This window comes from Sphingobacterium sp. MYb388 (assembly GCF_037479535.1).
Taxonomy (GTDB): Bacteria; Bacteroidota; Bacteroidia; order Sphingobacteriales; family Sphingobacteriaceae; genus Sphingobacterium; species Sphingobacterium anhuiense.
Genome location: NZ_JBBGYV010000001.1, coordinates 293629 through 311653, shown reverse-complemented (window position 1 = coordinate 311653; position 18025 = coordinate 293629). Strand labels below are relative to the sequence as shown.

Below are 18025 nucleotides of genomic sequence, written 5' to 3'. Positions count from 1 at the left end.
GGCTTTTTATAAAAATACATTAAAACACTGTGGCTATTCGACAACAGCGGTATCGACCTCTTCTACTGTTTCCTCATCACCTTCCATTTCGTGTTTTGAATTTTTAACATCCTCATCTGTATATTGATAATGTTCATCAAAGGTTTTCGTCTCACGATTATAAATCAGCACATATTTTGAGTTTTTGTTTTGCTTTATTATACCATCAGTTGGTGCAGGAACAAGCTTCATATCATTCAAATATATTAGTGCGCCTTTTGCAAATCGTTTGATGGTCGGCAACTCGGAACTTAATTCTTTCCAGTACAGGAGATTACCTTGATCAGTTATAATGAAAATGGCACTACTGGCAAAATCTTGTTTTTCAAGTAGAAAAGCCATTTCTTTATCCCCTTGACCAGTAAAATTGCCATATGCAATTACTTTAGGTGCTCGATCTTTAATTTTTGTGAAAAAATATTGATTGTTATCTTCATTTTGCATGAACTTATTGTCCATAAAAATCTTTACGATAGCCCTTTGAAATGGAACAGGAATATCGTTATATTCTGGTATTGTAAAAACCGCATTTTTCCAATATGCATAATCTTCTTGACTAGCCCATCCATTTACAAAAACACTATCAGCGGGATATGCGATCTCTTCTGTATAAACTTCCTGACGCTGTTTATAAACTCCAAATTGAAAAGCAATAAAACATACTATCGCGAGTAAGGCAATGATGAGAACTACCCAAAAAATAGTTTTTTTATTTGATTTAGGTTTCGGTTCCGGCAAATTATCCGAGCTCTGAAATTGACTTGAGTTAGAATTGGTTCGATCCATCTTATTTTCGGTTGTATTTCTAGTATTCAAATTACTATTTCACTGATAACAATTTATTGGCCAAAAATAAAAATCGACAAGACTAAAACACGAAGCATTTACAATTTGTAAACCATCACTTACAATTCGTGGCGTTTCCATTAAAATAAAAAAAAGTTATACTAAACAGACTGTAAGTACCCCATTTTTCCTACAGCTAGAATTGGACTTTTCTAATTTACGTTACTAATTGATTTATTTGTTGTTTGTGTCTAATATTTTTTGATAATTCCGTTGGTGTAAGATTGCCAAGTCCTTCGTGAGGCCTGTTGTTATTATATTCATGCATCCATATTTGGGTATGTTCTCGGACTTCTGCCAGGTTGAAAAATAAATAAGCATCCAAAATTTCTTTTCGATAACTTCGATTAAAACGTTCGATATAACCGTTTTGCATAGGTTTGCCGGGCTGAATAAATTGAATCGCGATGCCTTGACTTTTACACCAGAGATCAAAATGATGACTGGTGAATTCGGGGCCATTATCTACACGCAGACAGAGCGGCTTACCTCGCCAGTCTATGATTTGTTCCAGTGCCCGGGTGACCCGTACAGAAGAAATAGAGGTAGCTACTTCGATACACAATATTTCACGGGAACAGTCATCCATTACATTAAAAGTTCTAAATCTGTTTCCGCTTGCCAAGCTATCGCTCATAAAGTCCATGCTCCATTTTTGATTAATGCTGACCTGTTGTTCCAAAGGTTGTTTCTCCCGAACAGGAAGCCGACGTTTGACACGTCTCTTCTTATTCATATTGAGCAGCTTATATACCCTGTATACTTTCTTATGGTTCCAGGGCTTACCTTCTCTGCGCAAGTAGGCATATAGTTTTCGAAATCCATATACAGGATGTTTGGAGGACAGATCGTCTAATGCTGCCATCACGGCACTGTCGTCTTTCTTGCTAAAATAGTAATATTGTGAACGGCACATACCTGTCAATTTACAGGCTCCGGCGACACTCAAACCGTGATCTAGGACAATTTCCTGAGTTAACTGTTTTTGTTGCCGGAGCCCCAACCTTTTTTTGTGATGACTTCTTTTAGGATATCATGGTTCATACTCAGCTCGGCAAACATCTTTTTCAGGCGTGCATTTTCTTCTTCAAGTTCCTTCAGGCGCTTGACATCAGATGCTTCCATGCCACCGTAACGGCTTTTCCAGTTATAAAAGGTGGCTTTGCTAATCTCAAGCTCCCGGCAGATATCATCCGTCTTTCTACCTTCTTCTCCCTCTTTGAGAGCTCTTACAATCTGGGTTTCTGTAAAACGTGTCTTTTTCATCTTATTACTTAAATCTAAACATTTATGTCCAGTTTTAAGCTGTTTGATTTTTTGGGACACTTACAAGACATCTTGAAGAATATTAAACTGTCGACAAGAATTCTTAAAATGAACTTATAAGTGTCCCTTTCTATAAAAGCTTAATCAGATTAACTTGATCGATAAATATTCTTTATTCTAAAATCATCGCGTAAATTACATAGAATTATTGATCACTTAAGAAGAGGTGCAATCATCGTCGTTTTTTCAGAATTAAATAAGTATAGTACATTATATTTGTATCTATAATCAAAAAATTATGAAAGATACACCTACACAAAAACTCAAGCACGAACAGATCCAATATATTGAATTTTTATCACAAGATCTTCAACAGATCAAAAATTTTTATACAGCATGTTTCAGTTGGACTTTTACCGATTATGGACCTCACTACACTGCATTTGAAGGTGAATATATTGATGGTGGTTTTACTTTAGGAACTCCTGTAAAGGGAAGTATATTAATTATCCTTTACTCTAAAGCTCTTGAAACAACTCTTGAAAAAGTAATTAAAGCTGGTGGTATAATAACAAAAGAAATCTTCAGCTTCCCTGGTGGGAGACGATTTCAATTTATAGATCCAGATGGCAATGAGCTGGCCGTTTGGTCAGAATAAACTAAACATGCAGGCCTGTATTGATGAACCAAATAAACACAGGCCTGCATGAAAATAATAGCTTAACCTCTAATCTTTATGTGCTGATTCTTTTTGAAAAGCAATAAAATCTGCCTTAGAATAATCTGGGCATGCTCCCTCTCGAGCAGTAACAAATGCTCCCAGTGAAACAGCTTGATTCATAATTTCAATTGCTGAACTTCCTTTTTCAAACCTTTTTGATAAAAATCCCGCCAAAAAGGAGTCTCCACTACCAACAGTATCTTTTACTTCAATAGGGATCGTCGATATGGAATAAAAATCATGATGATCAGCATAGAGTGCTCCTTTACTTCCTTTGGATACAATAACTTCGTTCATCCTGAAAGTGTCCTGTAGGAAACTTACACAATCCTCTTCTGTCGTATAGGACTTACCCATAAAGTCAATCATCATACGTAACTCGGCTTTATTAAATTTTGCTAACTGTGTTTTATGCAACAGATCTTTTATCACATGTACATCATAGTGTGGCGCTCGCAGATTGATATCAAATACATTGTAAGAACTATTTTCAAGCAACTCAAATAATGTATTCTTAGACTGGGTATTACGAGTGGCCAGTGTACCAAAAACCAATGCATCCGATTCATTAACCATTGCTTGATTAATAGCATTCACTTCAATATAATCCCATGCAACCTCCCGGACAATATCATAATGTGCATCATTATGTTCATCGATAGTCGCAACAACTGTGCTCGTAGGATAAGCACTATTCACCTGTATGCCAGGAGAATGTATTTTCCAATCTTCGATTTTCTGCAGCAATTCACGACCTAATTCGTCATCTCCTACGCTGCTTATCATATTGACCTCAACCCCCATTTTAGACAAGTGATAAGCGACATTAAAGGGTGCTCCCCCAGCTCTTCTATCTCCTCCAGGGAATATGTCCCACAGTACTTCGCCGAAACAGGCTATTTTATTTTTTTTATCGATCATTCCAATTTCTTATTTCCAAAAAATGAGCTACCACTCATTCACATCCCCCGGTACTCTCAGTATACACTAATTTATCAAAATATTTCCTATTGTCTATTTTATTTTTCTTTTGATAATCATATGGATGCTCTTTTGTGCTGTGGTATCCTTCACAGAAGTATACATATCGTGGAGTTGAACTTTTCGTTCCAAATCCCTTATTACGGAGCTTCCGCCACGCAGATTTTTCCAACCATTTGAGAATCCTCTATTTACGCCAATGAATAAAGAAAGTCGATTCCGCTTTACTGTTAAACCGTACCTTACCGGTTGCTCGGCATTTTTGTCTCTCGACTACTTCATTAATTTCAATCCTGTAAATCACCGTGTCTAAAAACTGTTTAAAACTGCTTATCATGTTTTCTGCTTTCAATCATTGCGATCTTATTTTTCTCATCTTCAGGGCAAAAACTAAATATTCCTTTCTCCTCGTACAAAAGCACCCCAAAATCATTAATAGCACTATAAACCTCTTCTTTAGCGCTCTGATAATGTACGGCTACCTTGACTAACTAATTCTTGGGTACACAATCCCATCGCTTTATCGTAAACCCTTCCAAACGGCTCATTTCTTCTACAAAAGCTACTAAAGGAATATTTTTATAAATCCGTACTTTACGAGTCTATATTTTATCAATTTCAATATCCATATTAGGGCCGATAAAAAGTATATATACCTGAAAACAAAAACTATACAATCTTCCTACCAGCAACACCCCCATATCACCTGGTAAATTCAGCGCCTCACTCTTCTCAAGATTGTAAGAATATAGAACCAACTTCCCTGTCATTCTTTCTTTAGGTATTTTTGGCACCCGACAGACACCACTTCCACCTCTTCAAGCTGATCTTACAAATGGTTTAGTTGCACATGCAACAATATACCTTAATTATAATTCAGCTCTTGGGTTTTATAGCCGACAGAAGTCAACTTCACTTTACCATTGCGTTGGGATATGGTCATACTGAACGTGCCATCTTTATTGGTCGATGTCTTCATATTATCCGATTCAACACGCCCGCATAGACCTAGTAACGGCTTTTTATCTACAGCAGAAATAACCTTTCCCTGCAACACATAATTCTGCTTTCTCAGGAATTGTGTGGATACCGATCCGAAAGTCATCAACTACAATAAAAGCAACACTCCTGAAAATCTTTATTTTAGCAACCGCTTTCCAAAACGCTCATTCACAACATCTCTTACACCCCATGCATTTGATTTGAAAAGCTTTTTAAGCGATTAGACAGATTATTAACGCAAAACCAGCCTATAGGCCTGACTAAATGAAATCAATCGCTTAAAACTTCTTATTTTAAATAAAGCGCTTTCAATGTATGGATTAAGTATGGATGAAGCATAGATAAAGCGTTGATAGTGCGTTAGTAGTGCGTTAGTAGTGCGTAAACGGGTACCGTTTTACGCACTATCCATGCTTTACCACTACTTAGCATACGCATTACGGACGCTTGAGCTACACACCAAGCCCTCTTGAGCGAGATCTTACAAATAGATCGACCATGACGCGGAAAACGGCTGTTTTTGATCAGCATTTGTTTTAACCTTTTTTTAACCTCGTAGTAAGTTTCCCAGTAACTGCACAACACTTTCAAAGTAGCTGCACCGTCCTTTCCCTTGTGCATCGACGGCCGAAAGTAAAACAAGGTCCGAAACAGGTTGAAAGCAGGTATATAGCGTGTACCTCCCGGACAATGCGTTGATTTGCTGTTTGCCACATCCAGCAAACTTCTACTAACTTTTTTTTCCTTTTCTTCACCTCTTTTTCTACTTTCACTTGACTTTTGTTCGACCGTGCTTCGACTTTTCATGCACTGTAGCCGATGAAATCCCGATGCTGACTCGAAGCCCAGTCGAAGAAACTTAGAAGTTGGTGTGAAATTGGTTAAGAAAAAATCAGAATTTATTCTGCTTTGATCTCTTTGCGATGGTCTTTGTCTGCCTATTTATTGCCAATCCATTACCGTTTGTTTGGTATTTGATTACCGAATCGTTGCCATCTATAGGCCGTTTCTTTGATAATTCTAGGCTTCTGCATATGACCTGTGTTACACCTTGCTTGCTTATTCTCTGCTGTTTTATTGCTTATTTAGCAATAAATAGCCAGAGAAATGGTAATCCAGTCCTGAGTCAGCTATAACCTTATCCCCAACAATAAGCGAACCTTCACCGAAGGTACATTTACTACTAAAAATTACATTAGTTGCTTCTGCAATATTATTATTTACTACATTTTTAGTTACAGGATATTCAGGTAATTCCTCCTGCTTTCTACTCAACAGAAATCCTTTCCCATCAGATTTCAATAGCTTACGGAGATATCCCCAGAGCTTGATTATATCGTGTATAGTTTTGTTTATTATTTTGATTTTTTAGGCATTAAGCCGCCCCTTTTCATCCCGAGGTATTATTGACACGTTTAATGTGTCAATTATACCTCGGGGGCATCCGGAGTTCACAGGTAGAAATTCTATTTTAATATTTTTCTAAGATTAATGCTTAGTTTTCTTCAACGACAACTTTAGCTTTCATGATCATCATCCGCTGTTCGCTAAAAATCAAGTCGAAAGATTTACCTACTATGTTCAATACTTTGCGACTACCTTTTACGATTGTTTATCTTTCTAAGTTCTCTTCTATTCCGAAGTACTTGTTGAGATCGTTAAGTATCCGTTGTCTATATTCTTCCCATTCAAAAGCATGAAGATTACTATTAGCTCCAATAGCAACTTCTGTCCCAACATAAAAAAAGATAGCCACTACCCCTAAGGCAAAATGTCGAAATGACCGGATGCTCCTTTCTAATTTTTCACCAGATTCAGCTCGGGTATTGGCGATATCAGGTAAATGGATGCGCTTGGTAATAAGATGTCACTAAGACCAAACACAAAATCATAAACGGAAATAGCAATTGTTTGATGTCAACATTCACTAGAAGAACCTCTTCCAAAAGAAAGAAAAAAGATAGGTTTTAAGGTAAGTTCTTCAGATTGATCGGCATCACCTTATTCTACATAAAAAGATCTCCAAAAGCACGAAACTATTGGAGATCTTTTAGTTAAAAAGCTAATTGCCCTTAGACCTTCTCTTTGCGATAAGCCAGATAAAAAACAACTGGTAAAATAGTAAATGACAGTACAAGACAGATCAGCAGTCCACCTACAATCATAATGGCAAGTGGTTTCTGGATTTCAGAACCCATACCTGTTGATAAAGCTGCGGGCAATAAACCCATTGACCCCATTAAAGCAATCATGACAACAGGTCTGATCCGGCTTCGGACACCATGTATAATGGAATCTTTCAACTTCATTTTATGTCTGAGATTATCTCTGATAACACCAATAAGTACAATACCATCAATCGTAGCCACTCCAAATAAAATGATGAAACCGATACCTGCTGATATCCCAAAGATGGTGCCTGTGACCCATAGTGAAATAAACCCTCCAATAAAGGCAAAAGGTAATGTGAGAGAAGCAATGGCTGTGTCTTTTACATTTCCAAAATTGGCATACAGTAACAATAAAATCAGCACTAAAGAGATAGGAACTACTAAAGCTAACTGTTTAGCGGCACGCTCTTTACTTTCAAATTCTCCTGCCCACTCCATATGATTTTCTTTTGGTAGACTTACTTCTGCGGCTACTACCTGCTTCGCTTCTGCAATCGTACTTCCCAAGTCACGGCCATCGATACTAAATCCAACACCGATATATCGGCTATTGCCTTCACGATATATAAATGCAGGTCCCGTTTGATAATTGATACTCGCAATCTCCTGCAATGGGATATTCTGTCCGTTACTGGTCGGTATTAAAATTTGACCAATTTTAGTTGGGGTATCACGATAAGCTTCTTGAAAACGAAGGATGACATCAAACTGTCGATCACCTTCATAAAAAGTTGTCGCAGCCTGTCCTCCGATCGTCATTTCAATAACAGCCTGAACATCTCGAGTCTGAATCCCATATTTTGCCATCTTGGAATCGTGCAACTGTATTTTGAGTTCTGGCAGTCCGATATTCTTATACACATTGATATCGGCTATACCCTTAACTTTTGCAATAGATGTGGCTACTTTATTGGCATATTTCTCTAAATCATAGAGATCATCACCAAAAATTTTGATAACCAAAGAGCTCTTCACACCTGCGACATATTCCTCGACATTGTCTTGAATCGGTTGACTGAATCCAAATGTAATACCGGGATAATGATGCAATTTAGTACGCATTTCTTGAATAATATCTTCTTTAGATACTTTTCTTTTCCATTCGCTGGCATCTTTCAGTTGAACATTAAACTCAATATTGAAGAACCCCGTCGGATCTGTCCCATCATTTGGCCGACCTGTTTGCGTCAAAATAAAATCGATTTCTTCGCAATCTTTTTGCATTAAATCTTTCATTTCTGCGGTCAAACGGGTAGATTCTTTCAAATTGACACTATTGGGCAGTGTTGCACGGATGTAAATCGCTCCCTCATTGAGTTTGGGTAAAAATTCGGATCCATAATGCATAAATTTGAAAAGACATAAAGCTAAAATACCTAAAAATAGACCTATAGTTGTTCTTTTATAGCGGAATGCTACGGCATACATCCCGAAAATTGTTTTCTGAAAAAATCGGGTGATCACATTTTCTTTCTCGTCGATATTTTTGGTAAACAACAATTTACACATCGCTGGAACATAGGTCAAACTTAATATCAGAGAACCAAGTAAAGCATAACCCAACGTAAATGCTAAAGGAGTAAACATTTTTCCTTCCACTTTTTGAAAAGAAAAAATAGGCAGTAGTGCAACAATCAGAATAATCAATGCAAAGAAGATGTAAGAAGCTACACTACCAGCACTTTTCTTAATCACCCCTAGCTTACTCATTTTAGCAAAACGCTCGGGTCCTACTTTGTGTGATAACGTAGCCATGGCTACAAATACAGTCTCTACAATAACAAGAGTCCCTTCAAGCAATAAACCAAAATCTAAAGAACCCATAGATATCAAATTGGCCGGCAGCCCTTGTATTTTCAGCATGATAATAGCAAACAGAAATGCAAGCGGAATGACCGAAGCAACTATAAAAGTTGATTTCCAATTGTAAAGAAAGATAAATACAATCAGTGAAACCAACAAGATACCTTCAATCAGATTTTTAGATACTGTTTTCACCGTATTGTCCACCAATTTGGTTCTGTCGATAACGGTTTCAATCTTTACATTATCAGGTAATGTCCGCTCATTAAGTTCTGTAATTTTTGCTCTCAGATTTTCAATAACAGCTGACGGGTTTTCTCCACGCAACATAACCACAATTCCTTCAACCATATCATTGTTCTCATTATAACCGACCTGCCCCAGACGAGGTTTATGCGAAACAACGACTTCAGCAACATTTTTAATCAATATTGGCGTAGAACCGTTTAATTTGATTGTGATATTCCCAATATCTTCAATTTTATCCAATAGACCTACTCCACGTACTACATAAGCCTGACTTCCCTGTTCGATGACATCACCACCGACATTCACATTTGATTTCGATACAGCCTCATAGACATCTACTGGAGAAAGGTCGAAATTTTTGAGTTCTGTAGGATTAATTTTGATTTCATAACTCTTCTCTTCACCACCAAAACTCACAACATCGGCAACTCCAGGTACAGAAAGCAACTCACGTTCAATTACCCAGTCCTGAATAGCAGTTACTTCTTTCAATGGAAGATCACTTTTAATCACATACCTAAAAATCTCTCCTGTTGCACCCGAAGGAGGTTCAATCTCAGCACTTGCTCCTTCGGGTAAATTGACCCCGCTTAATTTGTTGGAAACATATTGCTGTGCATAAAAATCATCAACTCCGTCTTCAAATTGCACCGTAACAACTGATAATCCAAATAAAGATATTGAACGAATGTTGGATTTATGCGGGATACTATTCATCACCTTTGATATAGGCAAAGTAACCAGCTTTTCCATCTCCTCTGCACTTCTTCCAGGCCATTGTGTAATAATACGGCCACGAGTACTCGTTACGTCGGGAAATGCTTCAATAGCTGTATGTCGTAGCGCATAGACACCTCCAAACAGCAATGCTAAGGTTGCAAAAAGAATAAAGGTTGTATTTCGCAACGAGAAGGTCACGATATTTTGAACTAACTTTTGCATACCTTAGGGATTTAACTGTTCAAATAATAACAAAGCGTTTTTACTGATGATCTGTTCGCCTTCATCAAATTTTTCTTGAACAAATGTATACTGCTCATTGGAAGAAATTGTCGTGATACGTTTTATAGAAATAGCACAGTCATTTTTATAAATAACGACATATTCTTTATTGTTGTGAAAGACAATGGCGCCATTAGGAACAGCATAAGCTTGTGCACCTCCATTGGATTTATCAATAATGATATCGGCCGCTAAACCTGGCATCAATTGTAGATTTTGATTCTCCAGTACCACACGAGCTTTTAATACATGCTCATTGTCATCAAACACATGATATATTTTATCAATTTTTCCAGCATAAAAAATATCGGGCTGTGCGATGGTTTTTACCTTTACCGCATCACCTTCTTTGATGTATTTTAAATTGTTTGCATAAATATTAACCATCACCCAAACTTGCTTCAGATTAGAAATCGAAAAAAGCGGATCCTGGTCTGTTGAAATACTTTGTCCAACACTTACCGCTTTTTGAATAATATAACCATTCTTAGGCGCTACAATTTCAAATGATCCCTGTCCTTTTGCGCGATACATTTTTAATATCTGCTGAACTTTATCCAATTCAATTTTTAAACTGGCTAATTCATGTTCGCTGGTCAGAACCTCCGATCCTGCTACCATACCGTCCTGCAACAGTTCTTTTTTGGTCTGCAACTGCTTAGTCGCCATTACAATTTGATTTTGTAAATTACGCTGTTCCTGAAAGAGTTCCTGAACATGTGTCGATTTAATCGTCGCCAATATTTGTCCAGCTTTAACATAATCTCCCAATTCAAATCCAACACTTTCAACTGTACCTTCCAATAAACTTCTAAAGGCAACTAGATCATTTTCATTATAATCAATTTTACCAGAAAGCGATAATTGTTCCGTAATGGGTAATAAAGCGATCGGGCTTATGGTCGTTGTTTTTTTCATCTGTTCACTGAGACAGAATTTGGTGGTATCGGCTATACCTTCAGTTGTATTTGAAGTGGCATCGGCACTGCATCCCGATAGCAATTTCATAAAAATGACCATCGGTAAATATATAAGTTTGGTTTTCATCGTCATCTTTCTAAAATTTTTGTCCGGTTAAATATTGTAATTGCGCATGTGCCATTTGATAAGCTAAAGTCATATCAACAATACCCGTTTCGGTTTCCTGATAAGCTTCTATAAAATCAATAAACTCCAATAAAGTGATCTGTTTCTTCTGTAAATGTTTTTGGTAGTTAGCAATCATAGCTTTGCGTTCTTCCGAAGCAATATTTTTTGATTTTAATAAAGTAACTTCATATAGTGCAACTTGATACTGTAAATCTTTGAGCTGTCCTTTCAATTGACTGAGTAAAACATTTTGTTGCGATTCAGCATGTTTTGCCATACTTTCGGTGGCTTTTATATTTCCCTTATTTCGGTTCCAAATAGGTAAGTCCATGCTAACTCCAGCACCTACAAAATCACGCATAATATTTCCACCACGATCATAACTTAATTGAAATGTTAGATTGGGCGTTCTTTCAGCTTTTTCGATCAAAAGCTGTTGCTTTGCCTTATCACGTTCGTTGATTTGTTTTTGATAACCAATATTTTGATCTAATAACTGATGCTCAATATCAAGGGGTATTTTTTGAGATAAATTTAACGGCACCTCAGATTGTTCAATTTGCAGATTTTCAATCGTTTCATTCTGAGTCAAAACTTTAATCTTTGTCAACCAATTATTTTTGTCGGCATAAAGTTCCACACGATCTTTTTCAAAATTGATAAGCGCAGCTTGAATACGGAGGTAATCAGATTTAGGAATATTATTGAGGTCGGATTGACGTTTATATTGATTTTCCAAATTCTGATAGAGATTTACAATGGAATCCACGAGCGACTCTTTTCGGGAGACAGCCATATAGCTCCAATATGCTTCATCTAACTCAAATTGTAATTCACGAAGTAATTCTTCATAATCAAGTAAAGCATCTTTCCTTTCTAAGGATTTAAGACTGATTCTTTTTTTACGTTTTCCGGCAGTTTCAATCAGCTGTTCTAATTCTACCGCGACTTGCTGTTGTTGCCCGTATTTTCCAAACAGATAAGGTAAAGTCTCTGAGGTACCATTTTTCCAAAGATTGACTTCACTAATACTTAGAGTAGGATTAGACCATAATTTTTCCTGTACGACCAATGCATCTGAAGCAGCTATCTGATACTTTTGAGCAATAAGTTGTCCATTGTTCTGCAGAAGCATATCCTTCAATGCCTGTAACGAATACGTCTGTGCCCGCGATTGACCAACTGTCAATAGAAAAACACCTATAAACCAATATATCTTCACTATTTATTATTTTTAGCAAAGCTAGGCTTAGAAGATTAACATGAATTTCGAAGTAGATTAGAATTTGATTAGAAATACAACGAGACGATTGTCCCTTTTGTACTAGAACTGATATCCATACGAATGTGATGGAGTTTAAAAATAACATTCGCTAACGATAGACCAATCCCTTTACCCGTATAACCATGTGCATTTTCACCTCTATAAAAATTTTCGGTCACGCGAATAAGTTCCTCTGGCAGAATACCTATTCCTTGGTCGATGATTTCAACAAGCAATTTACCACTATGGGATTTGAGATGAACAACGATAGGTTGATTATTGGAATACTTGACAGCATTTAAAATTATATTTTGAACAGCAAGCTGTAACAGCTTATCATTCGCATCGATTTTTAATATATCGGTATCTGCAACCTGGATATCAACACTGATCTGGGCACCATGTACTAAGGTAAGTTGCTCAATAATTTCCCAAAGTACTTCATCAATACGTATGATCTTAGTCTCAAAATTAGTCTTTGCGCCCGATAGAATCATCATATGATCGATCGTATCACGGAGATCTTCGGTATAACGTTTCAGCTGTAAATTGACGAGCTCATGCTCTTCGACAGTTCTAGGCTTTTGTTTACTCACTTCCAATGTCCCTAAAATCGCGGCAAGGGGTGTTCGCAATTCATGCGATACGTAATCGATAAAGTTTTTTTGAATAGAAAAGGTCTGGCTTAATTTTTCAACAAAGTGATTGTAGGTATCAACTAATTCCTGTACCTCTTGATAGGATTTATTTAATACAATGGGTTCATTGAAATTTTGATTGTCTTTTTTCTTAATCTGACTGATCATCTTGAGGATTGGATCATAAGCAATATTTCCCAGAAACTGCGAGAAAATCAGGATCAAAATCAATCCGATTAATGAAACAGCCAGCAAGATATGTAGCAATAGTTTCATCTGATCTTGAAATTCGACTGTTGATGCCCGAGTTACAATAACAAAATCACCTTCATTATCATGATAAAAAAGTCCATTATAAAAAAAAGCATCTGTTTTAAGTTGTGCTTCATCCTGTTTACGTACCAAATCGAAAAAATCTGAAGAAACTGGAGCATCGTCCTCCATCAGTCCATCATAGCGTCTATTAAGGGAGTCCACAACCAGTATATTGCGTTTAGAAATATTCTTCTGAAGTTGATTTTTAATCGATTCATGTTCGATAAATGATACCTCGTCTTTCTCCAGATAAAATAGAGCAGATAAGAGGGTCTTACTCTCCAGATTCCGAAATTCCTGGCTTTCCATCTTAGTATAAAAAGACACATAGATGATCGTCGAGGCAATCAAAATAATCACTCCAAAGATGAAAGCTGCATATATAGAAAGTCGGTTCTTTAAATTCATTGTTCTAACTTAAATAGATACCCTACTCCTTTTACAGTAAAAATATATTTTTGATTTTTTTCTACCTTATTGCGAACATAAGAAATATAAACATCAACGACATTGGTCTGATTATCAAAATTGATTCCCCAAACCGCATTTAAAATCTGAATTCGGCTAACCGCTTTATTCTGATTTTCCACCAAGTACATCAAGAGTTTAAATTCTCGAGGTGATAATTCCACCTCCTGTCCCCCATCAAACACCTTATATTGATCTTTGTCGATCATGAGTGAACCGATCTGTATACATTGGCTTTTTTTAACGTCAAAGCCAATCTGACTACGACGGGTCAGTGCTTTAATCCGAGATAATAATTCATCAAAGTGAAATGGTTTGGTCAAGTAATCATCAGCCCCAATATCTAAAGAATCGACCTTATCTTGTACCGTGTTTAATGCACTCAACATTAAGACAGGTGCACGGCAATCTTTATAGCGCAAAGTACTGACCAGTTGTCTACCATCCATTCCCGGAAGCATAATATCAATAATCAAGAGATCCCATGCTATATTGAGGTAATTAGCAATGACTTCTTCTGCAGACCGACATAACGTAACCAAATAGCCGTTTTCTTCTAATCCTTTAATTAGAAAATCACTGATCCGTTTATCATCCTCCACAACTAATATCTGCATAGTAATTTACTTTAATTCACAAATTTAAAGAAAGGTTAGAGGAAATTAAACAGAAATATGAATATCTAATGAAATTCTAATCTAAAGAAGTAGCGGTGCAAATAGATTTATGATGCTAACAAGCAACCATCAGAAATCTATTTCATTATTTCAAGGGGCTTGTATCAATTTCCCAATTATCTGTTCTAAATGGCGCCATTGGAAGATTATTTTTAGTAAAAATATTTCCGATTCCAGTGTTACTAAACTGATAGCGTACCGCTACAGGAGCCTTCACTTGTTTATTGGAGACAAGGAGTTGATTTCCTTTTATTTTAACTGTTGCAGGATAGAATACTTTATCCGCTCCAGCAATAAAAAGCTCCTTTGGTTGATCTCCTTTTAAAACTAATCCTGATGTAGCATAATCAAAGTCGAGGATAGCTTCTTTATCCTTTATTGTTAATGATTTAAACATCGGGCTTTTGTGCGCATCTTTCTTAAGACCATAGGTTTCTACTAAAGCAAGGTTTGCTAATCTTAGACCTACATCTTTTTTATTTGTAGGGTGAATGTTCAACGTATCTGTGACTAAATCTGAAATCACCACCATTCCTGTATTTTTTGTAGTAAGGTTTTTAGCCTGCGCTTCTCTCAATAAAGCTCCGACACCATGTCTTTCATAACGAAATGGTGCAATCTGTACATAATAAAATGGAAATTCTTTATTCCATGCCTTACGCCATGATCCAACCATGGTATTGATCAATTCCGTATAAGTAGATGCTGTCTCTTTATTACTTTCACCCTGATACCAGATTGTACCTGCTATTTTATAATTGACAAGTGGAGCAATCATGGCATTGTAAGCATATCCTGGCGATACAGGCCACCACGCTGTAGGTTTATTGTTAGTTGCCCCTTCTTTGAGAACCGTATTATTATTCACCAGCTCTTCGGGAGTCCACACTTCAGCTGGTGTACCGCCCCAATTGCTACCGATCAATCCAATTGGAACATCTAAATCTTCGTTGAGGTGTTTACCAAAATAATAACCTACTGCGCTAAAATTCTTTATGGCGTTACTGTCACAAACTGACCAATTACCTTCATTATTATCCCGTGGTGTTTGAGAAGTTGTTTTAGGGATATTAAACAATCGAATATTACGTGTGTTTAGTTGGGAAAACTCATCCTTTATACTTGTGATACCTTGATTGTATGACCACTCCATATTAGATTGACCGCTACAGACCCACACCTCTCCGATCAATATATTTTCAAGGACTATTTTATTATTTCCTTGAAGCGTAATACTGTAAGGTCCGCCTGCTTGTGGCGTCTGGATATCGATCTGCCATTTTGCATTTCCGTCGGCAACGTTTTCGCTAACCTTATTATCCCAAGAAGTAGTGATTTTAATCTTTTCACCCGGCTCTGCCCATCCCCATAGCTTAGTCGTGGATTTTTGTTGTAGGACCATATTACTCCCTAAAATATTAGGAAGACGAATTTTTGCATACGATGTCGCTGTGAACAAGAAAAGGATACCAACTAGCAAGTATTGTTTCATTTTTTTATTATTTAGAATTTAGGTTGCATATCTTCTATTCTCAGTACATTAAAAAGTAGGTTTTATAGTAACAGAAATAGGGTAAGCAGTTGCAATAGCAAATGATTATAAAAGTAAATATAAATGATTTAAATCAAATAAAGTATAAAAAAAGAAGCTCCAATTCTAGAACATACTATCCACAAAGTAAGTCGTTCAGCATGTTTAAACTCTTTTTAAAGTGACAAATATCTCATTAGGGTACCCTTTTGATAAAAAATAAAGACTTGTGTGAAACAACAGGAGTAGGTTTTATAAAAGAAAAGGATCTGAAGAATTAACTTCAGATCCTTTTTCGGTACCCGGAGCCGATGCAATTAATTTATTAATTACCAATTGTTTAAATCAAAAGTGTACGTGTAGGTGTACGCAAATGATTGAATTTTGTTTATTTCACTGTCCTTTAGTTACTTATATCAAGCGTCTAATTTTGTGGTATGATAAATCAAGAAACTATTTCAACGCTGTTGAGCATAATCTTACTTTGTGTATTAGTTGTGCAACTATTTTTTCAGATTCGCAAAAGAAACAAATCCGAAATCCCACCTTATCGATCAAGTCAATCTCGTATTGAAGCTTTGGAGGTCCTAATCCGGTCAGCAACTTTAGCAGATACCTTGTCTTCAGATAAAGATAGGTCGATGTTTAAAGAGTGCATTGCAAGTGAGATTGATCTTATTAAAGCTGGACAGCAGATTAAAGAATAGGCTTAGGCCTATTCTTTATTTCGATCTACTTTCTATTCCTTTATATACCAATTGACTCACAACTGGAGTCTCCATGAAATCTAGAGGAGTATTACTGAGTTCAATATTAAAAAATAGATCATTTTTAAATACTCCAGCTTTTTCTACAAATCTACAATTGCTTTGATCTCCCTTAATTCCGATAACAACCATTCTTAGGTTATTTGCTTTGTGATAAACGATATCACCTGGTTTAAATTGGTTTTCTTCCATAATATTATAATGTTAATTTAAGTTTTGAAGGAATTCTAGTTCAGACATTACCTCGATCTCTAAACCCTTAGCTCTCATATCCTCAGCTTTCTTTTGCTTACTGCTTCGGCCTTCAGCTCCAACCACTGCCACTTCTTGTTGGCCAATAACCAAAATGTTAGTTTTAGCATTTAAGCCATCTGAAAACTTTCCGCCAATTTTTAGAATTATTTGTGCAGCTTCTGCCCTGGTCATTGAAGTCATCTTGCCGGTAAATACTACATTCTTCGAATAAAAAATAGAATCCCTGTCAAAATCTTCTTCATTAATTTCTAAATCTGTGAATGCAAATCTATCTTTAGACGATTGATAAGTTCTTTTATGGGTAAATCCTCTAAAACTATTTGCAGATAATTCACCAATATTGTAGTTTAAGTTGGTAGGAATATCTTCGATCTGGAGGACAGCATGTCGATTAAATAATTCAATTGCTATTTCTGCAGCCGCTTGACTATCTGCACTTGCACGATGATGATTTTTCAAATCACCTAAACCCAAAATATTATATACACTAGGTAAACTAAAACTGGGAAGAGAGGTCAACAATCTACGTGACAAAACGAGAGTACACAAATATTTTAATTCAGGCCATTCTATATTGTATTCGGACAATGTTTCCCTTAATACCAAAATATCAAAACTTGTATTATGAGATACGATTAGATTTCCCGTCAGTACATCTTTCAGTTTCTCATTATAGAGAACATCAAATGTTGGACTATCCTTTACCATATCCGGATTAATCCCATGTAACTGAACATTGAAAGAATCAAAGTTTGGATAGCATGGAGGTTTGATCAAATAGCTCTCCTGTTTAACAATTTTAAAATCTTTAACATAAGTTAAACCTATCTCACAAGGAGAATATTTGGTATAATCTGCTGTTTCAAAATCTATGGCTATAAATTCCATAATTCAAAGTATATTTTAGGTTAGTAATTATTATCCCAGTTCCTCCATACGAC

Annotated in this window: 17 protein-coding genes; 2 read left to right on the top strand and 15 right to left on the bottom strand. The window is 36.4% G+C overall.

The genetic code is table 11. The features are described from left to right. Positions 1 to 33: 33 nt before the first annotated feature. Both WH188_RS01445 and WH188_RS01440 read right to left on the bottom strand, forming a co-directional pair. Positions 34 to 825: a hypothetical protein gene (locus WH188_RS01445; protein WP_339423137.1), complete on the bottom strand. Its 792-nt coding sequence runs from the start codon at positions 823 to 825 to the stop codon at positions 34 to 36. A 217-nt stretch (positions 826 to 1042) separates the two neighbouring features. Continuing rightward, positions 1043 to 2151, bottom strand: a protein-coding gene (locus tag WH188_RS01440) for an IS3 family transposase (RefSeq protein WP_339423135.1) whose coding sequence is annotated in 2 segments (ribosomal slippage) — positions 1043 to 1890 and positions 1890 to 2151 — 1110 coding nt in all. Because the reading frame shifts where the segments join, the coding sequence is not laid out codon by codon here. A gap of 298 nt (positions 2152 to 2449) precedes the next feature. Here WH188_RS01440 and WH188_RS01435 point away from each other — a divergent pair. Further along, positions 2450 to 2809 carry a VOC family protein gene (locus WH188_RS01435; protein WP_021191545.1) on the top strand — a complete coding sequence of 120 codons (360 nt, stop codon included), beginning with the start codon at positions 2450 to 2452 and terminating at the stop codon, positions 2807 to 2809. Positions 2810 to 2878: 69 nt separating this feature from the next. Here WH188_RS01435 and WH188_RS01430 read toward each other — a convergent pair whose 3' ends face one another. The 11 genes from WH188_RS01430 to WH188_RS01380 form a co-directional block, all read right to left on the bottom strand. Next, positions 2879 to 3793, bottom strand: coding sequence for a carbohydrate kinase family protein (locus WH188_RS01430; protein WP_339423134.1), 915 nt, complete (start codon positions 3791 to 3793; stop codon positions 2879 to 2881). Positions 3794 to 4718: 925 nt separating this feature from the next. Continuing rightward, positions 4719 to 4958, bottom strand: a complete 240-nt coding sequence (locus WH188_RS01425; RefSeq protein ID WP_339423133.1) for a carboxypeptidase-like regulatory domain-containing protein — start codon at positions 4956 to 4958, stop codon at positions 4719 to 4721. Between the two features lie 257 nt (positions 4959 to 5215). Beyond that, the gene (locus WH188_RS01420) at positions 5216 to 5662 is read right to left on the bottom strand and encodes a hypothetical protein (RefSeq protein ID WP_339423132.1); all 447 of its coding nucleotides are present in this window, start codon (positions 5660 to 5662) and stop codon (positions 5216 to 5218) included. A gap of 267 nt (positions 5663 to 5929) precedes the next feature. After that, the gene (locus WH188_RS01415; RefSeq protein WP_339423131.1) at positions 5930 to 6130 is read right to left on the bottom strand and encodes a hypothetical protein; all 201 of its coding nucleotides are present in this window, start codon (positions 6128 to 6130) and stop codon (positions 5930 to 5932) included. 337 nt (positions 6131 to 6467) lie between these two features. Then, positions 6468 to 6611 carry a hypothetical protein gene (locus tag WH188_RS01410; RefSeq protein WP_243656043.1) on the bottom strand — a complete coding sequence of 48 codons (144 nt, stop codon included), beginning with the start codon at positions 6609 to 6611 and terminating at the stop codon, positions 6468 to 6470. 316 nt (positions 6612 to 6927) lie between these two features. Next, a complete protein-coding gene (locus tag WH188_RS01405; RefSeq protein ID WP_339423128.1) occupies positions 6928 to 10020 on the bottom strand; it encodes an efflux RND transporter permease subunit in 3093 nt (1030 codons plus the stop codon). Positions 10021 to 10023: 3 nt separating this feature from the next. Further along, on the bottom strand, positions 10024 to 11127 hold the full coding sequence (locus WH188_RS01400) for an efflux RND transporter periplasmic adaptor subunit (protein WP_339423127.1): 1104 nt from the start codon (positions 11125 to 11127) through the stop codon (positions 10024 to 10026). Between the two features lie 10 nt (positions 11128 to 11137). Then, positions 11138 to 12391, bottom strand: a complete 1254-nt coding sequence (locus WH188_RS01395) for a TolC family protein (RefSeq protein ID WP_339423126.1) — start codon at positions 12389 to 12391, stop codon at positions 11138 to 11140. Between the two features lie 68 nt (positions 12392 to 12459). Continuing rightward, entirely contained in the window at positions 12460 to 13794 is a 1335-nt protein-coding gene (locus WH188_RS01390) for a sensor histidine kinase (protein WP_183915421.1), read from the bottom strand. Then, positions 13791 to 14471: a response regulator transcription factor gene (locus tag WH188_RS01385; RefSeq protein WP_021190960.1), complete on the bottom strand. Its 681-nt coding sequence runs from the start codon at positions 14469 to 14471 to the stop codon at positions 13791 to 13793. Before WH188_RS01385 ends, WH188_RS01390 begins: the two co-directional genes overlap by 4 nt. A gap of 145 nt (positions 14472 to 14616) precedes the next feature. Beyond that, complete coding sequence (locus WH188_RS01380; RefSeq protein ID WP_339423125.1) at positions 14617 to 16023, bottom strand: sialate O-acetylesterase; 1407 nt, start codon at positions 16021 to 16023, stop codon at positions 14617 to 14619. A gap of 476 nt (positions 16024 to 16499) precedes the next feature. Here WH188_RS01380 and WH188_RS01375 point away from each other — a divergent pair, with 476 nt between their 5' ends. Further along, positions 16500 to 16769 (top strand): hypothetical protein, encoded by a 270-nt coding sequence (locus WH188_RS01375; protein ID WP_339423124.1) that lies wholly within the window; start codon positions 16500 to 16502, stop codon positions 16767 to 16769. Positions 16770 to 16784: 15 nt separating this feature from the next. Here WH188_RS01375 and WH188_RS01370 read toward each other — a convergent pair whose 3' ends face one another. Beyond that, positions 16785 to 17021 (bottom strand): hypothetical protein, encoded by a 237-nt coding sequence (locus tag WH188_RS01370; RefSeq protein ID WP_339423123.1) that lies wholly within the window; start codon positions 17019 to 17021, stop codon positions 16785 to 16787. Between the two features lie 12 nt (positions 17022 to 17033). Further along, on the bottom strand, positions 17034 to 17972 hold the full coding sequence (locus WH188_RS01365; protein ID WP_339423121.1) for an exonuclease domain-containing protein: 939 nt from the start codon (positions 17970 to 17972) through the stop codon (positions 17034 to 17036). Between the last annotated feature and the right edge of the window lie 53 nt (positions 17973 to 18025).